The 20412-nt window shown below is 73.1% G+C and carries 14 protein-coding genes; 9 read left to right on the top strand and 5 right to left on the bottom strand.

Features of this window, described 5'->3' with window-relative positions:
• The first annotated feature begins 66 nt into the window (after positions 1 to 66).
• A complete protein-coding gene (locus tag ACIBW6_RS08890) occupies positions 67 to 1812 on the top strand; it encodes a pyruvate dehydrogenase (RefSeq protein ID WP_399058235.1) in 1746 nt (581 codons plus the stop codon).
• Between the two features lie 44 nt (positions 1813 to 1856).
• Here ACIBW6_RS08890 and ACIBW6_RS08885 read toward each other — a convergent pair whose 3' ends face one another.
• Entirely contained in the window at positions 1857 to 4922 is a 3066-nt protein-coding gene (locus ACIBW6_RS08885) for an alpha-mannosidase (RefSeq protein WP_399058233.1), read from the bottom strand.
• Between the two features lie 255 nt (positions 4923 to 5177).
• On the opposite strand from ACIBW6_RS08885, the gene ACIBW6_RS08880 reads away from it, so the two are divergent.
• Positions 5178 to 5642: an ATP-binding protein gene (locus ACIBW6_RS08880; protein ID WP_399058231.1), complete on the top strand. Its 465-nt coding sequence runs from the start codon at positions 5178 to 5180 to the stop codon at positions 5640 to 5642.
• A 48-nt stretch (positions 5643 to 5690) separates the two neighbouring features.
• On the opposite strand, the gene ACIBW6_RS08875 is transcribed toward ACIBW6_RS08880, so the two are convergent.
• Together ACIBW6_RS08875 and ACIBW6_RS08870 are read right to left on the bottom strand one after the other, a co-directional pair.
• Positions 5691 to 6785, bottom strand: a complete 1095-nt coding sequence (locus ACIBW6_RS08875) for a DUF2637 domain-containing protein (RefSeq protein ID WP_399058230.1) — start codon at positions 6783 to 6785, stop codon at positions 5691 to 5693.
• Between the two features lie 207 nt (positions 6786 to 6992).
• On the bottom strand, positions 6993 to 7847 hold the full coding sequence (locus ACIBW6_RS08870; protein ID WP_399058228.1) for a (2Fe-2S)-binding protein: 855 nt from the start codon (positions 7845 to 7847) through the stop codon (positions 6993 to 6995).
• A 156-nt stretch (positions 7848 to 8003) separates the two neighbouring features.
• Between ACIBW6_RS08870 and ACIBW6_RS08865 the strand changes: the two genes are divergently transcribed.
• Positions 8004 to 8762: a GntR family transcriptional regulator gene (locus ACIBW6_RS08865; protein WP_399058226.1), complete on the top strand. Its 759-nt coding sequence runs from the start codon at positions 8004 to 8006 to the stop codon at positions 8760 to 8762.
• A 114-nt stretch (positions 8763 to 8876) separates the two neighbouring features.
• Here the strand turns inward: ACIBW6_RS08865 and ACIBW6_RS08860 are convergent, their stop codons facing one another.
• Positions 8877 to 9653, bottom strand: coding sequence for a hypothetical protein (locus ACIBW6_RS08860; RefSeq protein WP_399058224.1), 777 nt, complete (start codon positions 9651 to 9653; stop codon positions 8877 to 8879).
• A gap of 139 nt (positions 9654 to 9792) precedes the next feature.
• Positions 9793 to 11469 carry a PucR family transcriptional regulator gene (locus ACIBW6_RS08855; protein ID WP_399058222.1) on the bottom strand — a complete coding sequence of 559 codons (1677 nt, stop codon included), beginning with the start codon at positions 11467 to 11469 and terminating at the stop codon, positions 9793 to 9795.
• A gap of 272 nt (positions 11470 to 11741) precedes the next feature.
• On the opposite strand from ACIBW6_RS08855, the gene ACIBW6_RS08850 reads away from it, so the two are divergent.
• The 6 genes from ACIBW6_RS08850 (at position 11742) to ACIBW6_RS08825 (ending at position 20386) form a co-directional block, all read left to right on the top strand.
• Positions 11742 to 12638 (top strand): FAD binding domain-containing protein, encoded by an 897-nt coding sequence (locus ACIBW6_RS08850; protein WP_399058220.1) that lies wholly within the window; start codon positions 11742 to 11744, stop codon positions 12636 to 12638.
• The gene (locus ACIBW6_RS08845; RefSeq protein WP_399058218.1) at positions 12638 to 13213 is read left to right on the top strand and encodes a (2Fe-2S)-binding protein; all 576 of its coding nucleotides are present in this window, start codon (positions 12638 to 12640) and stop codon (positions 13211 to 13213) included. The genes ACIBW6_RS08850 and ACIBW6_RS08845 overlap by 1 nt, the downstream gene beginning before the upstream one ends.
• Positions 13214 to 13217: 4 nt before the next feature.
• A complete protein-coding gene (locus ACIBW6_RS08840) occupies positions 13218 to 15620 on the top strand; it encodes a xanthine dehydrogenase family protein molybdopterin-binding subunit (RefSeq protein WP_399058216.1) in 2403 nt (800 codons plus the stop codon).
• Between the two features lie 165 nt (positions 15621 to 15785).
• On the top strand, positions 15786 to 17243 hold the full coding sequence (locus tag ACIBW6_RS08835; RefSeq protein ID WP_399058214.1) for an NCS2 family permease: 1458 nt from the start codon (positions 15786 to 15788) through the stop codon (positions 17241 to 17243).
• 43 nt (positions 17244 to 17286) lie between these two features.
• Positions 17287 to 18435: an XdhC family protein gene (locus ACIBW6_RS08830; protein WP_399058212.1), complete on the top strand. Its 1149-nt coding sequence runs from the start codon at positions 17287 to 17289 to the stop codon at positions 18433 to 18435.
• 736 nt (positions 18436 to 19171) lie between these two features.
• Positions 19172 to 20386 carry a glycoside hydrolase family 6 protein gene (locus ACIBW6_RS08825; protein WP_399058210.1) on the top strand — a complete coding sequence of 405 codons (1215 nt, stop codon included), beginning with the start codon at positions 19172 to 19174 and terminating at the stop codon, positions 20384 to 20386.
• The last annotated feature ends 26 nt before the right edge of the window (positions 20387 to 20412 follow it).

Below are 20412 nucleotides of genomic sequence, written 5' to 3'. Positions count from 1 at the left end.
CGGCGCCCCGTGTGAATTCATGGAACCGGTAAGCAGCAGCGACCGGTGGTGAAGGGGCGCGTGACCATGGCCAAGCAGAACGTCGCCGAGCAGTTCGTCGACATCCTCGTCCGCGCGGGCGTGCAGCGTATGTACGGCGTCGTCGGCGACAGCCTGAACCCCGTCGTCGACGCGATCCGCCGCAACAGCTCCATCGACTGGGTGCACGTCCGCCACGAGGAGACCGCCGCCTTCGCCGCGGGCGCCGAGGCGCAGATCACCGGGCAGTTGACCGCCTGCGCCGGCTCCTGCGGCCCCGGCAACCTGCACCTGATCAACGGCCTCTACGACGCCCACCGTTCGATGGCCCCGGTCCTCGCCCTCGCCTCCCACATCCCCTCCAGCGAGATCGGGCTCGGCTTCTTCCAGGAGACCCACCCCGACCGGCTCTTCCAGGAGTGCTCGCACTACTGCGAGATGATCTCCACGCCCCAGCAGATGCCGCGTGTCCTGCAGACCGCCATCCAGAACGCGGTGGGCCGCTCCGGCGTCAGCGTCGTCACGCTCCCCGGCGACATCGCCGACCAGCAGGCCCCAGACCAGGCCGTCGAGACCGCCCTCGTCACGTCGCGGCCCGGCATCCGCCCCGGCGAGGCCGAGATCGACAAGCTGGTCGAGCTGATCGACAAGGCCGGCAAGGTCACCCTGTTCTGCGGCAGCGGCACCGCCGAGGCGCACGCCGAGGTGATGGAGCTGGCCGAGCGGATCAAGTCACCGGTCGGGCACGCGCTGCGCGGCAAGGAGTGGATCCAGTACGACAACCCCTTCGACGTCGGCATGAGCGGCCTGCTCGGCTACGGCGCCGCGTACGAGGCCACCCACGAGTGCGACCTGCTGATCCTGCTCGGCACCGACTTCCCGTACAACGCGTTCCTGCCGCAGAAGGACGTGAAGATCGTCCAGGTCGACGTCCGCCCCGAACACCTGGGCCGCCGCTCGAAGCTGGACCTCGCGGTGTGGGGCGACGTCCGCGAGACGCTGCGCTGCCTGACCCCGCGGGTGAAGGCGAAGACGAACCGGCGCTTCCTCGACAAGATGCTGAAGAAGCACGCCGACGCCCTCGAAGGCGTCGTCAAGGCGTACACGCGCAAGGTCGACAAGCACGTCCCGATCCACCCCGAGTACGTCGCCTCCGTCCTCGACGACCTCGCCGCCGAGGACGCCGTCTTCACCGTCGACACCGGCATGTGCAACGTGTGGGCGGCGCGCTACATCTCACCCAACGGGCGGCGCCGCGTCATCGGTTCCTTCTCCCACGGCTCCATGGCGAACGCGCTGCCGATGGCGATCGGCGCCCAGTTCGTCGACCGCGGCCGCCAGGTCGTCTCCATGTCGGGCGACGGCGGCTTCTCGATGCTGATGGGCGACTTCCTCACCCTGGTCCAGTACGACCTGCCGGTGAAGGTCGTACTGTTCAACAACTCCGCCCTCGGCATGGTCGAGCTGGAGATGCTGGTCGGCGGGCTGCCCTCGTACGGGACCACGAACAAGAACCCCGACTTCGCCGCCGTCGCCCGGGCCGCGGGCGCCTACGGGGTCCGCGTCGAGAAGCCCAAGCAGCTCGCCGGCGCCCTCAAGGACGCCTTCCGGCACAAGGGGCCCGCCCTCATCGACATCGTCACCGACCCGAACGCCCTGTCCATCCCGCCGAAGATCAGCGCCGACATGGTGACCGGCTTCGCGCTCTCCGCGTCGAAGATCGTGCTCGACGGCGGCGTGGGCCGCATGGTCCAGATGGCCCGCTCCAACCTGCGCAACGTGCCGCGCCCCTGACGGGCGGGCCGCCGCCCGGCCCGGCCGGGCGGCGGCCCCGCGGATCACACCGGGCGCAGCCGCAGCGTCAGGATCTGGAACGGGCGCAGGGACAGGGCGAGCCCCGCGGCCGAGGTGTCCGCGGGCCGCAGCGGCCGCTCCAGCAGATCCGTCTCGTCGGCGCCCGCGACCGGGAACGACGCGGTGAGCGTCGCCGTCGCGCGCCCGCCCCGCGACTCGTAGAGCCGCACCACCACGTCCCCGCTGCGGTCCTCCGCGAGCTTCACCGACTCGACCGTCACCGCGGGATCGTCCACCGTGACCAGCGGCGGCACGGTGCCCGCCGCCGCGACCCGCAGCGGCAGGTTCAGCGCGAGCCCCCCGGCCACCGCGTCGCCCGTCGTGGCCCCCGGCAGCAGTGCGTACGTGAAGCGGTGCGTGCCGAGGTCCGTCTCCGGGTCCGGGCTGTGCGGGGCGCGCAGCAGCGTGAGGCGGACCGTGGTGCCGAGCCCCGCCTCGTGCGGGGTGCGCGTCACGTCGTGGCCGTACGTCGAGTCGTTGAGCAGGGCGACGCCGTACGACTCCTCGGCCACCCGCAGCCAGCGGTGTGCGCAGATCTCGTAACGGGCCGCGTCCCAGCCGGTGTTGGCGTGCGTCGGCCGGTGCACGTGCCCGAACTGGATCTCGGCCGCCGACCGCTCGGCGTGCACGTCCAGCGGGAACGCCGCCTTCAGCACCTTCTCGGACTCCTGCCAGTCGATGTCGGTGACGACGTCGAGGCGGCGGCTGCCCGCGGCGAGCCGGTACTCCTGTGTCACGCGGGAGGCGCCGAAGGCGCGGGTGACGCGGACGGCGACCCGCAGCGGCCCGTCCTCGACCAGCTCCACCGACTCGGCGTCCGTGAGGTCGGTGCGGGTGTGACGGTAGTGCGCGTCCAGGTCCCAGGCGTCGTACTGGGTGGGGTGGTCGGGGTGGAGTTGCAGCAGGTTGCCGCGGGTCCCCGGGGCCAGCACCTCCCGGCCGCCGTCGCCCAGGTCCCGTACGGAGCTGAGCAGCCCGTCCCCGTCGACGGTGACGGTCAGATGCTCGTTGGCGAGCACGATGGCGTCCGCCTCGCGGGTGGCCGCGGCGTGCGCGCCGGGGCCCGGCAGCCGGCCGGCGGCGGCGTCGGCGAGACCGCGGGTCCCGAGGGCGTCGACGCTCACGTGGACGAACTCGCCGTCGTGAGCGACGACCTCGCTGCGCGGGTACGGCGAGGAGTTCAGCACCGTCGGCTCGCCGGAGCCGAGGCGGCGCACCGCGTCGGCGGTGATCCCGTCCAGCTCGGCGAGCACGCGGGCGTACGTGTCGCGGGCCTCCCGGTGCACCCAGGCGATCGACGAGCCGGGCAGGATGTCGTGGAACTGGTGGAGCAGGACCGTCTTCCACAGGCGGTCGAGGGCGTCGTGGGGGTAGGCGTACGACGGGTCGTGCAGGGCGGCTGTCGTGCACCACAACTCGGCCTCGCGCAGAGCGTGTTCGGAGCGCCGGTTGCCCTGCTTCGTCTTGGCCTGCGTGGTGTACGTCGCGCGGTGCATCTCCAGGTAGAGCTCGCCGGACCAGACGGGCGCCTTCGCGCCGTACTCCTCGTACGCGGCCCGGAAGAACGCCGACGGCTTCTCGATCTCCACGCGCGGCGAGCCCTCCAGGGAGCGCAGCCGGCGCGCCTTCTCCAGCATCTCCCGCGTCGGACCGCCGCCGCCGTCGCCCCAGCCGAAGGGGACGAGGGAGCGCGAGGCGCCGCCCTTCTCGGCGAAGTTCCGCTCGGCGTGGGCCAGTTCGCGGGCGTGGAACTGCGCGTTGTAGGTGTCCACCGGCGGGAAGTGCGTGAAGACGCGGGTGCCGTCGATCCCCTCCCACCAGAAGGTGTGGTGCGGCATCTTGTTGGTCTGGTTCCAGCTGAGCTTCTGCGTCAGGAACCAGCGGGCGCCCGCCAGCTTCGCCAGCTGCGGGAAGGCGGCGGTGTATCCGAAGGAGTCGGGCAGCCAGATCTCCTCCGTCTCCACGCCCAGCTCGTCCCGGAAGAACCGTTTGCCGTGCACCAGTTGCCGCGCCAGCGCCTCACCGCCCGGCATGTTCGCGTCCGACTCCACCCACATCGAGCCGACCGGCGCCCAGTTGCCGTCCGCGACCGCCTTCTTGATGCGGTCCCAGATGTGCGGCTGGTGCTCCTTCACCCACGCGTACTGCTGGGCCTGCGAGCACGCGAAGACCAGCTCCGGGTAGTCCCGGGCGAGCGCCGTGACGTTGGCGAAGGTGCGCGACGCCTTGCGGACCGTCTCGCGCAGCGGCCACAGCCACGCCGAGTCGATGTGCGCGTGCCCGGCCGCCGAGATCCGGTGCGCGCTGGTGTGGGCCGGGCGGGCGAGGACGTCGGCGAGTTCGGCGCGGGCCGCGGCGGCCGTGCCCGCCACGTCGTGCAGGTCCAGCGCGTCCAGCATCCGCTCCAGCGCCCGCAGGATGTCGTGGCGCGCGGCCCGCTCCGGGTCCAGCTCCGCCATCAGCTCCGCGAGCACCTCGACGTCGAGCACCAGGTGCCAGACGTCCTCGTCGAGTACGGCCAGGTCGGCAGAGCGGAATCGGTAGATGGGGCGATCCCCTGCGGTCAGCACGTCACCGAGCGTGGTGGGTTCGAAGTCACGCAGCACCGCCGGGTTGGCCGCCGCCTCCAGCAGCAGCTGAACCGGTTCCCCTCCGGCGGCGGGCGCCGCGACGGTCAGGTGCCGGTTGCGGGGATGGATGCCCTTCAGCGGGATGCCGGCCGCGTCGTACAGCAGCCCCTCCGCCTGGAAACCGGGCCCGTCACCGGAGAACCCGGGGTCGACCACCACCTCCACGTGCCGCCCCGCCCACTCCTGCGGCACCTGCCCCGTGAGCCGGAACCAACTGGTCGACCAGGGCTTTCCCCACGCGGTGCCGGTCTCGAAGGGTTCGTACGTCCCTGCCAGCGCCTCGGCCACGGGCACCGGCTCGCCCGGCGCGTGCCAGACGCTCAGCGAGAGCGGCGTCCGCTCCGCGTACTGCGCGGGCCGGACGAACTGGCGCATCGCCCGGTCGAGTCGGCTCTCCACGAGGTGTCGGTCGTCGTGCACGGCGGCTCCTTGTTCGCTCCTCGTCCTGCGGGAATCCCACGCTTCCTTCCCCGCGCGGGAGCTGGACACCCGTGGGTGGCGGACGAATAAACAAGAGTGCCGACATGCCCACTGGGCATGCATCCCCGTGTACGCGTTCGACGGACAGGCCGGGCAGCACGAGTCCAGAGCGAGAGAGGCATCGGGATCGGCGTGTGGGCGGGGGTCATGGGACGGCAGGTACCAGGGGGCGGACCGGCGGAGGCCGGGCTCCCCATGAGACAGCGTGCGGACGACGGAGACGGCGCGGACGACAGACGGAGCGAGACGGCGGCGGGCACGGCGGCGACCGGGCAGTTCACCCGGCTGCTGGGCCGGGCGGACCTGCGGGCCGTACCGGAGACCCGGCGGGCCCTGCGGGAACTGCTGCGCCACTGGGGCGGCCCGGGGAAGTCGGAGACGGCCGAGCTGCTGATGAGCGAGCTCGTCACCAACGCCCTGGTCCACACGGACCGCGACGCCGAACTCACGGCGACGCTCGGCCCCCACGGCCTGCGGGTCGAGGTCCGGGACGGCGCGGAGCGGCAACCGACCCTGCGCGTACCGATCGCCGACGACGGTACGAACGGCAGGGGCCTGCTCCTGGTGCAGTCCCTCGCGGACGCCTGGGGCGTCGCGGTGGCCGGCGCCGGCCGGAGCGGGAAGGTGGTGTGGTTCGAACTGGACAGCGGCGCCGCGTGACGCGGTGTCACGCGGCGCCGCTGTCCAGCTCGTCCGCCCGGCCGGGCCTCAGCCGAACTGCTGTTCCAGGTCCTTGAGCTTGCGCTCCAGCGTGTCGAGCCGGGGCAGCGCCTGGGTGTCGTCCTCCGCCGTCAGATCGACGGGGGCGGGCGGCGACGGCGCGTCAGTCCCACTCCGGACGGCCTGGAGCGAGGGCCGGGCGCGCAGCGGAAGCTGGTCCTGCGAGAGTTCCGTAGGCGTCGTCCCGGGCGATATGGCAGGCTCCGCGCCGCCTTGCGCGGAGCCCGCCGAGCCCGTCACGGCCGGCACCTCCACCTGGCGTCCGCCGCGCCCGGAGAACGAGCGGTGCCCGCGGCTGAGCGCTCGCAACTGCGCCCGCTCCAGCTTCCCGTGCTCGCGCCGCCGCATCCGGTCCTGCGTCTTGAGCCGCTTGTCCTCACGCACCTCGTCGACGGCCTCGTCCAGCGTCCGTACGCCTTCCAGGAGCATCAGCGACCAGGCGCTGAACGTCTCCCGCGGCGCGCGCAGCCACCGCACCATCCGGATCTGCGGCAACGGCCGCGGCACCAGGCCCTGTTCGCGCAGCGCCGCTCGGCGCGTCTGCTTCAGGGCGCGGTCGAAGAGGACCGCCGCCGACAGCGACATCCCCGCGAAGAAGTGCGGGGCGCCCGCGTGGTCGAGCCCGCGCGGCGCGTGCACCCAGTTGAACCAGGCGGCGGCGCCCGCGAAGGTCCACACGAGTATGCGCGAGCCGAGTGCGGCGTCGCCGTGGCTGGCCTCGCGCACGGCGAGCACCGAGCAGAACATCGCGGCGCCGTCGAGGCCGAACGGGACGAGGTACTCCCAGCCCCCGGAGAGGTTCAGGTTCTGCCGGCCGAAGCCGACCAGGCCGTGGAAGGAGAGGGCGGCGGCGACCGCGGCGCAGCAGAACAGCAGCACGTACGAGGCGGAGCCGTAGACGGCCTCCTTGCGCCTGCGGCGCTCCTCGCTGCGCTCCCACGACTCGTCGGACGACGACGCGCCCTTCTTCCCGGCGTCCCCGGTGCGCTTGCCGCGCGCGAGCACCGCCACCGCCGCCAGCATGCCCAGGAGCAGCACGGCGCCCGGAAGCAGCCAGTCCAGCGATATGTCGGTCAGTCTCATCAGGGGGTCCCTTGCCTAGCGATAGGGCGTCGGGCGCCATAGTGGACCAGCCGCCCGGGCCCGCAGGGGGGTTTCGGGACAAGAGCACGCCATCGGAGTGCGAGGGGGCGCGCAAAGCGGTCGTACGCTCGAACTCCCGCCAGGCAAAGGGAAATCGGGTTCGATTTACGTCACCCGGACGGGTGGTTCGGCCGGGTGCGGGGGTGTTCAGGCCGTGGCGGTGGCCGAGAGGCGGGCGATGCGGTCCGCGTCGCAGGTGCGCGGGCAGGTCACGCAGGTGTCCTCCGGGCGCAGCGTGTAGAAGAGGCAGCAGCTCGCGCGGTCCCGGGTCGGCAGCGGCTCCCCGTCGGGGCCCGTCAGCTCGCGGAAGGCGGCCTTGCCGACGTACGGCTTCGTGGTGCCGGGCAGCAGCTCCTCCAGCTCGGCCATCGCGCGCCGCTCCTCGCCGAGCAGGTGGCCGATGTACCAGAGGCCCTCGACGATCTCGTCCGTGGCCATGCCCCACAGGGCGCGCGGGCCCCGCCGCATCCGGGGTCCGAAGCCGCGCAGGACCGGCTCCAGGTGCTCGGCGACGGCCGCGCGCAGCTCGGCCCGCAGCGCCTCCTCGTCCGGCACGACGTGCGCGCCGGGCAGGGCCGCCGCCGGGTCGCCGGGCAGACACGCGAAATCGGTGACGCGTACCGCCATCCGGCCCAGTGCCCGCTGGAGCGAGACGTGCGCGGCGGGGAAGCGGGGCACCCGGCGGTGCAGGAACCAGGGGACCGTGATGAGCAGGCAGGCCGGCCACGCGTAGCGGTGCAGACCGAAGCTGGCGACGACGTCGGGCCGGGCCTGCCGGCCGTAGTCCTTGAGGACCTGCGCGTTGTCCCAGGCCAGGAAGGCGTCGAGCGCGGGCCCGCCCTCGGCGAGCTGCCGGGCCCCGACCCACCCGGCCTCCTCGGGCAGCGCCCGGTCCGGACCGAACTCGTCGATGTGCAGACTCGGGAACACCTCGGTGAGGCGCGCGTAGGCGGCCGAGACCGCGCTCTGGGCCGCGGCGGGCGCCGTGGTGACGAGGGGCATGCAGTGACCACCGAATCACGAGCGTTTGCAGGTAAGCCTTACCTTACCCGACGGGCGCGGGGTTTGAACTGTCACCCCGGGCGCCTATCGTTCTCGGTTGAGTCCGGTACAAACGGCAGGTAATCGGCCGGGAACGGCAGTGAAGGGGATGACCGGGTGAAGCAGGCCGGAGAGCAGGCCGGACCGCGTCCGGCAGGTGGTTCGGCGGCCTTCGGGGTCCCCGAGCAGCGGTCCGCCTCCGCGTGGCCCCCGGCGCAGCCGGCCGGGCGGGGGCGCGGTGAGCACACCCACAGCGAGCCGCCCGCGCCGCGACTCGCGGGGCGCGGGAAGGTCGAGCGCAGTTCGGTGCGCGGGCAGGTCCTCGACGCGCTGCGCGCCGCGCTGGTCTCCGGCGACCTCGTGCCCGGCGAGGTCTACTCGGCGCCCGCCCTCGGCGAGCGGTTCGGCGTCTCGGCGACGCCCGTGCGCGAGGCGATGCAGCAGCTGGCCCGCGAGGGCGCCGTCGAGGTGGTGCCGAACCGGGGCTTCCGGGTCGCCCTGCGGACCGCCCGGGAGCGGGCCGAGCTGGCCGAGGTGCGCGGCCTCGTCGAGACCCCGATCGTGCTGCGCCTCGCCCGCACCCTGCCCGCGAACCGCTGGGCGGCGCTGCGGCCCGCCGCCCAGGAGACCGTCGCCGCCGCGGCCCGCGGCGACCTCCCGCGGTACGCGGAGGCCGACCGTGCCTTCCACCGGGCCCTGCTCTCCCTGGCGGGCAACGACCAACTGGTGCGCGTCGCCGACGACCTGCGGCGCCGGATCGTCTGGTCGGGCTGCGACCTGCGCGCGGACGCGGCGCAGCACGTGGCGCTGCTGGACGCGCTGGAGGCGCAGGACGTCACAGCGGTGAACGCGGCGATCCACCAGCATTTCGGCTGACACGTCCAGCCCCTCCGGCGTTTGAGGAGCGGGGTCCGGGGCGGAGCCCCGTGAGCCGCGCACGGTCGCAGGGCGCCAGATCGAGCAGCCCCACGGCAAGCGCGCCGGGCCCCCTCAAGCGGCCGCAGGCAACGCCCCCGCCAGCCACGTCGGCACACCCCCGAGCAACCGGAACAACCGCCCCGCCTCGGAGAGCAACCGCGCGGACACCTCCGGCTCGGCCTCCGCCTCCGCCAGGGACACCAGCGCCGGAGCCGTCCCCACCAGGAACCCCAGCTCCTCCCGCAGCCGCAGCGACTCCGCGAACCCGTGCCGCGCCTCCGTCAACTCCCCGTCGCGCAGCGCGAGTCCGGCCAGCTGCCGCCAGGTGAAGGAGAGCAGCAGCGGATCGCCGTGCGCCGTCGCCCCGGCATGCGCCCTGCGGTACGCGGCCCGCGCCGCCTGCGGCGAATCGGCGAGGTTTTCCGCCATCAGACCGCGGCGGAAGTCGAGCAGGGCCCGGGCCGCCGCCCCGGGCGCGATGAGCGCCGCCGCCCGGCCGAACGCGGAACGGGCCTCGTCGACCCGGTCCCGCACCCTCAACAACGTAGAGGCATAAGCGAGCTGACCGCGCTCGCAGGCCGCCGCGCCGCGCTCGCCGTCGGTGTGGGCGACGGCCTCCGCGGCGCGCAGCGCGTCCTCCGCCTCGGCCCAGCCCTGCTCCGTGTAGAGGCATCGCTCGCCGAGCAGCGCCGCGCGCTGGAGCGCGGCCGCGGGACTGGTCGGCGCATGCGGGTCGAGCAGTGCGGCCGCGTCGGCCCAGCAGCCGCGCGAGCGCAGCCGCCATACCGCGGTCTGGAGTGGATCGTCCCCTGCGTTCGTTCCCGTACCAGACATGGCGGTATGCGCCACGTTGCCCTCCCCGAGCACGCCATCGAGCCGAGTTGTCGTGGGGCATCTCAGCACGGATCGCGGCACCCGGCCAAGGGGATGGGTGAAAAATTTCACAAAGGGCGGGGGGCGGCGGCCCGGGACCGCCGCCGCCGGAGCGTCAGCTCATGCGCAGGGCCAGGAAGAAGTCCAACTTGTCCTCCAGGCGCGCGAGGTCACGGTTGGTCAGCTGCTCGATCCGCCCGACGCGGTAGCGCAGGGTGTTGACGTGCAGGTGGAGCCGGGCCGCGCAGCGGGTCCAGGAGCCGTCGCAGTCGAGGAACGCCTCCAGGGTCGGGATCAGCTCCGCGCGGTGCTTGCGGTCGTACTCGCGCAGCGGGTCCAGGAGCCGTGCGGTGAACGCGCGGCGCACGTCGTCCGGGACGAACGGCAGCAGCAGCACGTGCGAGGCCAGCTCCTGGTGGCCGGCGGCGCAGACCCGGCCGGTGCGGGCGGCGGCGACGCGGCGGGCGTGCCGGGCCTCCTCCAGGGCGCCGCGCAGCCCCTCCGCCGAGTGCACGGCGGCGCTCACGCCGATCGTCAGGCGCCCGTCGTCGGCGAGCCCCGCGGCCAGCGGGTCCCGTACGGCGGCGAGCAGCGAGTCCGCGATGAGGCCCTGCTCCGACCCGTCGTGCTCGGCGGCGACCGCGGGCAGCGGGACCAGCGCGACGGCCTCGTCACCGGTGTGCGCCACGGCGATCCGGTCGGACGGCTCGGCGCCCGAGGAGAGCGGGTCGACCAGGATCTCCTCCAGGAGCGACTGCGCCACCGGGCCGCCCTCGATCTCGCCGCCCTCCCACTCGACGCGGGCCACCACGACCTGCCAGTGCGGGGCCGCGCCCAGGCCCGGCAGCAGCACCGGGGCCGTCACGCGCAGCCGGGCGGCGATCTCGGCGGGCGCGGCGCCCGTCTGGACCAGCTCCAGGACCTCCTGGGCGAGCCGGCGGCGCACCGTGCGGGCCGCGTCGCGGCGGTCCCGCTCCACCGAGATCAGCTGGGTCACGCCCTGGAGCAGGTCGAGCCGCTCCTCGGGCCAGTCGCTCGCGTCCGCCTCGACGGCCAGCAGCCAGTCCGACAGGACGCTCTCGCGCACGTCCCGGGAGGCGAGCACCGCGTTGCGGCCGCCCGAGCCGATCGGGAACACCGAGTACGTCGTGGCGTCGATCGTCACCCGGTGCGGCGCCCGGCGCCCGGCCCGGGCCGCCGCCAGGTGCTCGGCGGCGAGCCGCGCGCAGACCGCGGCGGGCAGGTCGGGGCCGCTCGCGGTGGAGCCCGCGATGGCGCGGCCGGCCGGGGAGAGCACCCAGGCCCGCAGGTCGAGGTCGCTGCCGAGCAGGTCGAGCACGACGTCGGGGCCGCCGCCGGCCGGGCCGGACGTCATCAGGCGCCGGTGCCGGTCGACGACCGCCGCCAGGTCGCCGGCCCGCTCGCCCGAGACCTGGCGCACCACGTGCTCGGTGATCGTCGCGAAGGCCACCGACTCGTTCACCGCGAAGAGCGGCAGCCGGTGCCGGGCGCAGGCCTCCACCAGGTCCTCGGGGATCGCCCCCAGCTCGGCCTCGCCGGCCGCGAGGCCCGCCACGCCCGCCCCGGACAGGATGCGCACGAACGGCTCGGAGTCGGCGGCGTCCCGGCGCCAGGCGAGGCCCGTGAGGACCAGCTCGCCCCCGGACAGGTACCGGCTGGGGTCCCGCAGGTCCGTGGTCATCACGCCACGGACGGTGCGGTCCAGCTCGTCCTCGCCGCCGAGGAGCCTGAGGCCCAGCGCGTCCGTGTCCAGCAATGCGCGCAGCCGCATGTCGTCGTCGCCGCCGATCTGTCTCGAACTGTTTCCTGGGTGTCAGCAGGAAAACGAAGAGGTTACTGATGTTCTCCGTTCATACGAATCTACAAGACACCCGTGTTGGTCAGCCAACTCCTTCATGGTTTCCGTGACTGACCCTGGTGGAGCACCGGGCGGTGTACTGAGCCCACTCCGCGTTAACAGCACATGAACGAGCCCCCGCGATCCGCACATCCGTGGCTCGATCCGATCGAACGAACCACGAACGACGAAGAAGAGAGCCGCTCATGGACTTCCTTCGCCCCGCCAGCTGGGAGGAGGCGCTCGCCGCCAAGGCCGAGCACCCCACAGCTGTGCCGATTGCGGGTGGCACCGATGTCATGGTCGAGATCAACTTCGACCACCGCCGGCCCGAGTACCTCCTCGACCTCAACCGCATCGGCGAGCTGAGCGAGTGGGAGGCGGGCGAGGGCCCCGAGGGCACTGTCCGGCTCGGCGCCTCCGTCCCGTACAGCGCGATCATGGAGCACCTCCGCACCGAGCTGCCGGGCCTGGCGCTCGCCTCGCACACCGTCGCCTCCCCGCAGATCCGCAACCGCGGCGGCGTCGGCGGCAACCTCGGCACCGCCTCCCCGGCCGGCGACGCCCACCCGGCGCTGCTCGCCGCCGACTGCGAGGTCGAGGCCGAGTCGGTACGCGGCACCCGGCGCATCCCGATCGACGAGTTCTACACCGGCGTGAAGCGCAACGCGCTCGCGCCGGACGAGCTGATCCGCGCCGTGCACATCAAGAAGGCCGACGGGCCGCAGCAGTACTCGAAGGTCGGCACCCGCAACGCCATGGTGATCGCCGTGTGCGCCTTCGGCCTCGCCGTCCACCCCGAGACCCGCACCGTGCGCACCGGCATCGGCTCGGCCGCGCCGACCCCGATCCGCGCCAAGGAGGCCGAGCAGTTCCTGAACGCGGCGCTCGACGAGGGCGGCTTCTGGGACAACGGCAAGATCATCACCCCGTCGGTCGCCAAGCAGTTCGCGGACCTGTGCTCCGCCGCCTGCAACCCGATCGACGATGTCCGCGGCACCGCCTCCTACCGCCGCCACGCGGTCGGCATCATGGCCCGCCGCACGCTCACCTGGGCCTGGGAGTCGTACCGCGACACCACCCGTACGGAGGGAGTCGCGTAATGCGCGTCAATTTCACGGTCAACGGCCGTCCGCAGGAAGCCGACGACGTCTGGGAGGGCGAGTCCCTGCTCTACGTCCTGCGCGAGCGGATGGGCCTGCCCGGCTCCAAGAACGCCTGCGAGCAGGGCGAGTGCGGCTCCTGCACCGTCCGGCTCGACGGCGTGCCGGTCTGTTCGTGCCTGGTGGCCGCCGGTCAGGTCGAGGGCCGCGAGGTCGTCACCGTCGAGGGCCTCGCCGACTTCGCGAAGAACCGCGCCTGCGGCGGCCACGAGCACGGCACGACCCTCCAGGACGCCCAGGGCTGGCAGGCCGCCGAGGGCACCGACTCGCAGACCGGCGAGGGCAGTGAACTCGCCCCGATCCAGCAGGCGTTCATCGACGCCGGCGCGGTCCAGTGCGGCTTCTGCACGCCCGGGCTGCTGGTCGCCGCCGACGAGATGCTGGAGCGCACCCCGAACCCGTCCGACGCGGACATCCGCGAGGCGCTCTCCGGCAACCTGTGCCGCTGCACGGGCTACGAGAAGATCATGGACGCGGTCCGGCTCGCCGCCGCGCGCCAGTCCGAGGAGGTCTGAGTCCATGGCTGACACCCGCACCACAGGCATCCCCTTCAACGTGACGCAGGGCGCCCCGACCAAGGGCGGCATCGGCGAGTCCACCCTCCGCCCGGACGGCACCCTCAAGGTCACCGGCGAGTTCGCGTACTCCTCCGACATGTGGCACGAGGACATGCTGTGGGGCCAGATCCTGCGCTCCCCGGTCGCCCACGCCGAGATCGTCTCCATCGACACCGGCGAGGCGCTCGCCACCCCGGGCGTCTACGCGGTCCTCACCTACGAGGACCTGCCGACCGACGTGAAGAACTACGGCCTGGAGATCCAGGACACCCCGGTCCTCGCCCACGGCAAGGTCCGCCACCACGGCGAGCCGGTCGCGCTCGTCGCCGCGGACCACCCGGAGACCGCGCGCCGCGCCGCCGCCAAGATCAAGGTCGAGTACCGGGAGCTGCCGGTCATCACCGACGAGGCCTCCGCCACCGCGCCGGACGCGATCCTCGTCCACGAGGGCCGCGACGACCACCACATCGGCCACGTCCCGCACCCCAACATCGTGCACCGCCAGCCGATCGTGCGCGGCGACGCCGACGAGGCCGCCAAGCGCGCCGACGTCATCGTCGAGGGCGACTACTACTTCGGCATGCAGGACCAGGCGTTCCTCGGCCCCGAGTCGGGCCTCGCGGTCCCGGCCGAGGACGGCGGCGTCGACCTGTACGTCGCCACCCAGTGGCTGCACTCGGACCTCAAGCAGATCGCCCCCGTCCTCGGCCTGCCCGAGGACAAGGTGCGGATGACGCTCTCCGGCGTCGGCGGCGCGTTCGGCGGCCGCGAGGATCTGTCGATGCAGATCCACGCCTGCCTGCTCGCCCTGCGCACCGACAAGCCCGTCAAGATCGTCTACAACCGGTTCGAGTCGTTCTTCGGCCACGTCCACCGCCACCCCGCCAAGCTCCACTACGAGCACGGGGCGACCAAGGACGGCAAGATCACGCACATGAAGTGCCGGATCGTGCTCGACGGCGGTGCCTACGCCTCCGCCTCCCCGGCCGTCGTCGGCAACGCCTCGTCCCTCTCGGTCGGCCCGTACGTCATCGACGACGTCGACATCGAGGCCATCGCGCTCTACTCGAACAACCCGCCCTGCGGCGCCATGCGCGGCTTCGGCGCGGTCCAGGCGTGCTTCGCCTACGAGGCGCAGATGGACAAGCTTGCCGACAAGCTCGGCATGGACCGGGTCGAATTCCGCCAGCTCAACGCCATGGAGCAGGGCACGCTCATGCCGACCGGGCAGCGGGTCGACTCGCCGGCCCCGGTCGCCGAGCTGCTGCGCCGCATCAAGGCGATGCCGCTGCCGCCCGAGCGCCAGTGGGAGTCCAGCGAGGGCTCCGACGTACGCCAGCTGCCCGGCGGCCTCTCCAACACCACGCACGGCGAGGGTGTCGTGCGCGGCGTCGGCTACGCGGTCGGCATCAAGAACGTCGGCTTCTCCGAGGGCTTCGACGACTACTCCACCGCCAAGGTGCGCATGGAGGTCATCAACGGCGAGGCCGTCGCCACCGTGCACACCGCGATGGCGGAGGTCGGCCAGGGCGGCATCACCGTCCACGCCCAGATCGCCCGTACCGAGCTGGGCGTCACCCAGGTCACCATCGCCCCCGCCGACACCCAGGTGGGCTCGGCCGGCTCGACCTCCGCGTCGCGCCAGACGTACGTGACCGGCGGCGCCGTGAAGAACGCCTGCGAGCTGGTGCGCGAGAAGGTCCTGGAGATCGGGCGCCGCAAGATGGGCACCTACCACCCGGCGTGGGCCACGGCCGAGCTGCTGCTCGAAGGCGGCAAGGTCGTGACCGACGGCGGCGAGGTCCTCGCCGACCTGGTCGACGTCCTGGAGGACGAGACCGTGGAGCTGGAGGAGGAGTGGCGCCACCGGCCCACCGTCCCCTTCGACCTGGTCACCGGCCAGGGCGACGGACACGTGCAGTACTCGTTCGCCGCGCACCGCGCCGTCGTCGAGGTTGACACCGAACTCGGCCTGGTCAAGGTCATCGAACTGGCCTGCGCCCAGGACGTCGGCAAGGCGCTCAACCCGCTCTCGGTGATCGGCCAGATCCAGGGCGGCACCATCCAGGGCATGGGGATCGCCGTGATGGAGGAGATCGTCGTCGACCCGAAGACGGCGAAGGTCAGGAACCCCTCCTTCACCGACTACCTCCTCCCCACCATCCTCGACACGCCGACCATCCCGGTCGACGTGCTCGAACTTGCCGACGAGCACGCCCCGTACGGGCTGCGCGGCATCGGCGAGGCCCCCACCCTGTCGTCGACCCCGGCCGTCCTCGCGGCGATCCGGAACGCGACGGGCCTGGCGCTCGACCGTACGCCCGTGCGGCCCGAGCACCTCACGGGCACGGCCGCCTCCGCGTAGCCGTCGCTTGCGCACCACCCGGGGGGACGCCGTCCAGGCGCCGTCCCCCCGGCTCTTCACCGCCGTCCGTCTCGGGCCGTCCCCCGGGTCGTGCAGCCATCCCAAATCCCGCACACGCAACGGCAGTTCGCGGGTGCCCCTTTGAACCTTGGGAAACGAGGCACCATGACCCAGCAGTCCGTGGAGCCCAGGACCGCCGCCGACGACGCGGGCGCGGGTTCGCGCCAGCCCGCCGGCAGATCCTGGCTCGACCGGTACTTCCACATATCCGTCCGGGGATCCACCGTCGCGCGCGAAGTGCGCGGTGGCGTCACGACCTTCATGGCCATGGCGTACATCCTCCTGCTCAACCCCCTGATCCTGTCCGGCAAGGACGCCGCCGGTGACACGCTGGGCCAGAAGGCCCTGATCACCGCGACCGCCTTCGCCGCCGCGTTCACCACGCTCCTGATGGGCTTCGTCGGCAAGGTCCCGCTCGCCCTTGCTGCCGGACTCTCCGTCTCCGGGGTGATCTCCTCGCAGGTCGCGCCCCAGATGACCTGGCCGCAGGCCATGGGCATGTGCGTGATGTACGGCGTCGTGATCATGCTGCTCGTCGTCACCGGGCTGCGCGAGATGATCATGAACGCGATCCCGCTCGCCCTCAAGCACGGCATCACCATGGGCATCGGCCTGTTCATCGCGCTGATCGGCCTCTACAAGTCGGGCTTCGTGCACATGGGCAAGGCCACCCCGCTCTCGCTCGGCCCGGCGGGCGAACTCGCCGGCTGGCCGGTGCTGCTCTTCGCGGGCACCCTGCTGCTGATCTTCATGCTCCAGGCGCGCAACACCCCCGGCGCGATCCTGATCGGCATCATCACCGGCACCGTCGTCGCGATGATCCTCAACGCGCTCGACGTGATCGACCCCAAGCAGTGGGCCAACGGCGCCCCCGAACTGCACGGCAGCGCCGTCTCCACCCCGGACTTCTCGCTCTTCGGCCACGTCGAGTTCGGCGGCTGGGGCGAGGTCGGCGCGATGACCGTCGGCATGATCGTCTTCACGCTCGTGCTCGCCGGCTTCTTCGACGCGATGGCCACCATCATCGGCGTCGGCACCGAGGCCAACCTCGCCGACGACAAGGGCCGCATGCCGGGCCTGTCCAAGGCGCTGTTCATCGACGGCGCGGGCGGCGCGATCGGCGGCGTCGCCGGCGGCTCCGGCCAGACCGTCTTCGTCGAGTCGGCGACCGGCGTCGGCGAAGGCGCCCGCACCGGCCTCGCCTCCGCCGTGACCGGCCTGTTCTTCGCGGCCTGCCTCTTCTTCACCCCGGTCACCGCGATCGTCCCGCAGGAGGTCGCGTCCGCCGCGCTCGTCGTCATCGGCGCCATGATGATGATGAACGCCCGGCACGTCGACTGGGCCGACCGCGCCACCGCGATCCCGGTCTTCCTGACCGTGGTCCTGATGCCCTTCACGTACACCATCACCACCGGTGTCGCCGCGGGCGTGATCTCCTGGGTCGCCATCAAGATCGCCCAGGGCAAGGCGCGGGAGATCGGGGCCTTCATGTGGGGCCTGACCGTGATCTTCCTGGTGTACTTCGCCCTCAACCCGATCGAGAGCTGGCTCGGCGTCCACTGACGCGGCCCCCTCTCGTCCCCGTAACCGCTAAGGAGACCGACGCATGCTGGACATCGCCGAAGAGCTCGACCGGTGGGTCGGGCAGGGACGCGACTTCGCCGTGGCCACCGTGGTGGCCGTCGGCGGCAGCGCGCCCCGCCAGCCGGGCGCGGCGCTCGCCGTCGACAGCGAGGGCACCGCGATCGGGTCGGTCTCCGGCGGCTGCGTGGAAGGAGCGGTCTACGAACTGTGCCGCGAGGCGCTCGAGAGCGGCGAACCCGTCCTGGAGCGCTTCGGGTACAGCGACGACGACGCCTTCGCCGTGGGGCTCACCTGCGGCGGCGTCATCGACATCCTCGTCACGCCGGTCCGCGCCGCGGACGAGGCCCTGCGCGGCGTCCTGGCGGCCGCGCTCGGCGCCGCGGCCACGGGGGAGGCGGCGGCGCTCGCCCGGGTCGTCGCCGGCCCCGCCGCGCTGATGGGGCGGGCCCTGCTGGTCCGCGCCGACGGCTCGGCGCAGGGCGGCTTCGGCGCCCACCCGGAGCTGGACCGCACGGTCGCCGGCGAGGCCCGCGCCTTCCTCGACGCGGGCCGCACCGGCACCCTCGACATCGGTGAGCAGGGGTCACGGTGCGGAGCACCGCTCACGCTGCTCGTCGAGTCCTCCGTCCCGCCGCCCCGGATGATCGTCTTCGGCGCGATCGACTTCGCGTCGGCGCTGGTGCGGATGGGCCGCTTCCTCGGCTACCGCGTCACGGTCTGCGACGCGCGCCCCGTCTTCGCGACGGCGGCCCGCTTCCCGGACGCGGACGAGATCGTCGTCGAATGGCCGCACCGGTACCTGGAGCGGACCGAGGTGGACGCCCGCACGGTGCTGTGCGTCCTCACCCACGACGCCAAGTTCGACGTCCCGCTGCTCCGGCTCGCGCTGCGCCTGCCGGTCGCGTACGTCGGCGCGATGGGCTCCCGCCGCACCCACCTCGACCGCAACGAGCGCCTGCGCGAGGTCGGCGTCACCGAACTGGAACTGGCCCGCCTGCGCTCCCCGATCGGCCTCGACCTGGGGGCGCGCACGCCGGAGGAGGTGGCGGTCTCCATCGCCTCCGAGATCGTGGCGCACCGGCGGGGCGGGAGCGGGGTGTCGCTGACGGGGGCGCATACGCCGATCCACCACGAGAGCGCTGCCGCGCGGAGGATCGGGTCTGTGGCCTAGCTGTTCTGTCCTGGGCGGTTCGCCCGCCGGGTCAGGTGCGGCGCCGTCGTGGCAGGTCGGGTAGCTCCCCGCGCTCCTCGAAGGCCGCTCTTCGGCTGACTCGCCGTCGTGGTTGCTCGCGCAGTTCCCCGCGCCCCTTATCGGCAGTTCTTCGGCTGTCCGGCCGGTGGGGCTTCTCGCGCAGTTCCCCGCGCCCCTGAGATGCGCACTGCGTGCGCCATCTCATCGGCCCCTGAGGCAGCGGCGAAGCCGCAAGCCTCCAGGGGCGCGGGGAACGGCGCGAGAAGCCCCTCCGGGCCGCGGCCGAAAGCGGGGGCGCACGTAGTGCGCCTTTTAGGGGCGCGGGGAACGGCGCGAGGAGCCCCACCGGGCCGCGGCCGAAAGCGGGGGCGCACGGAGTGCGCCTTTTAGGGGCGCGGGGAACGGCGCGAGAAGCCCCTCCGGGCTGCGGCCGGAAGTGGGGGCGCACGCAGTGCGCCTTTCAGGGGCGCGGGGCACTGCGCGACCGGCCCCCACCTGAGCCGGGGCCGCCAATCGCCGACGCGGAGAACCGCGAGACCAGCCACGACCCCGTCGCGGCCGCACACGCCACAGCGCCCCGCCGACGCGACCCACCCCACCAGGCGGCAGCCACAAGGCCCAAAGGATCCGCCAAACCCTTGACGCCCCGCACCCCGAACCCCGACCCTCGCTTGGGAGCGCTCCCAACCCGTCTTGCGACCCCAGGAGTGAACCCGTGCGAGGTCCCCTCAGACATTCCCGTGCCCGCCGCCCGCGCCGCGCGGCGACCGCCCTGGCCGCCCTGGCCCTGGGCGTCTCCGCGCTGGCGGTGGGCGCCCCCGGCGCCGCCGCGGCGGACGGGCCCGGCGGGCGGGGTGCGGCGGCCGCCCGGCTCTACACGCCCGAGCCCAACCCCGACGCCCTGCGCCAGATCCTCGGCCTCGTCCGGGACGGGCAGTACCGGGACGCCGCCCGCGTCGGCGCCATGATCGCCACCCCGCAGGCCGTCTGGTTCGGCGACCAGAGCCCCGCCCAGGTCGAGACGCTCGCCCGGGACGTCGTGCAGGACGCCGCCCGGGCCCACGCCGTGCCCGTCCTCGCCCTCTACAACATCCCCGGCCGCGACTGCGCCAACTACTCGGCGGGCGGCGCCGCGAACACCGCCGAGTACCAGGCCTGGATCGACGCCGTCGCCCGCGGCATCGGCGCCCGGGACGCGATGGTCGTCCTGGAGCCCGACGCGCTCGCCCTGCTGCCCGCGGACTGCGGACAGGACGACGCGGAGGGCACCAGGACCGCCGCCCGGTACGCCGAGGTGAACTACGCCGTCGACACCCTGGAGCCGCTGCGCGGCACCCGGGTCTACCTCGACACCGGCCACCCCGCCTGGCACACCGTCGACTCCATCGTGCCGCGACTCATCAAGGGCGGAGTCACCCGCGCCTCCGGCTTCTACACCAACGCCTCGAACTACCAGACCGACGACGCCAACTCCTGGTACGGCAAGCTGATTGCGTCCTGCATCGCCTACGTGCAAGGGGGCGGGGCCGCCGCCGACTGCCCGCAGCGGACCGCGCCGCGCGCCGAGGCCCAGGCCTGGATCGACGCGCACGTGAAGGTGCCGGCTTCCCGGATGGCCCACTTCGTGACCGACTCCAGCCGCAACGGACGCGGCCCCTGGGCCCCGCCCGCGGGCAAGTACACCGACCCGCAGGACTGGTGCAACCCGCCCGGGCGCGGCCTCGGCGCCCGCCCCACGCTGCGCACCGGCGACCCGCTGCAGGACGCGCGCCTGTGGATCAAGACGCCGGGGGAGTCCGACGGGCTGTGCCTGCGCGGGACCGCGGGCCCCGAGGACCCCGAGCGCGGCACCGTCGACCCGAAGGCGGGAGCGTGGTTCCCGCAGCAGGCGCTGGAACTGGCGCGCTACGCCACCCCGCCGCTGCTGTGACCCGCGGCCGCCGAGCCGCCGCCGGT

Origin of the sequence: Streptomyces sp. NPDC049813 (assembly GCF_044465085.1) — a bacterium.
Lineage (GTDB): Bacteria > Actinomycetota > Actinomycetes > Streptomycetales > Streptomycetaceae > Streptomyces.
Note: the sequence above shows the minus strand (reverse complement) of the source record. Positions and strands in the feature narration are given on the sequence as shown.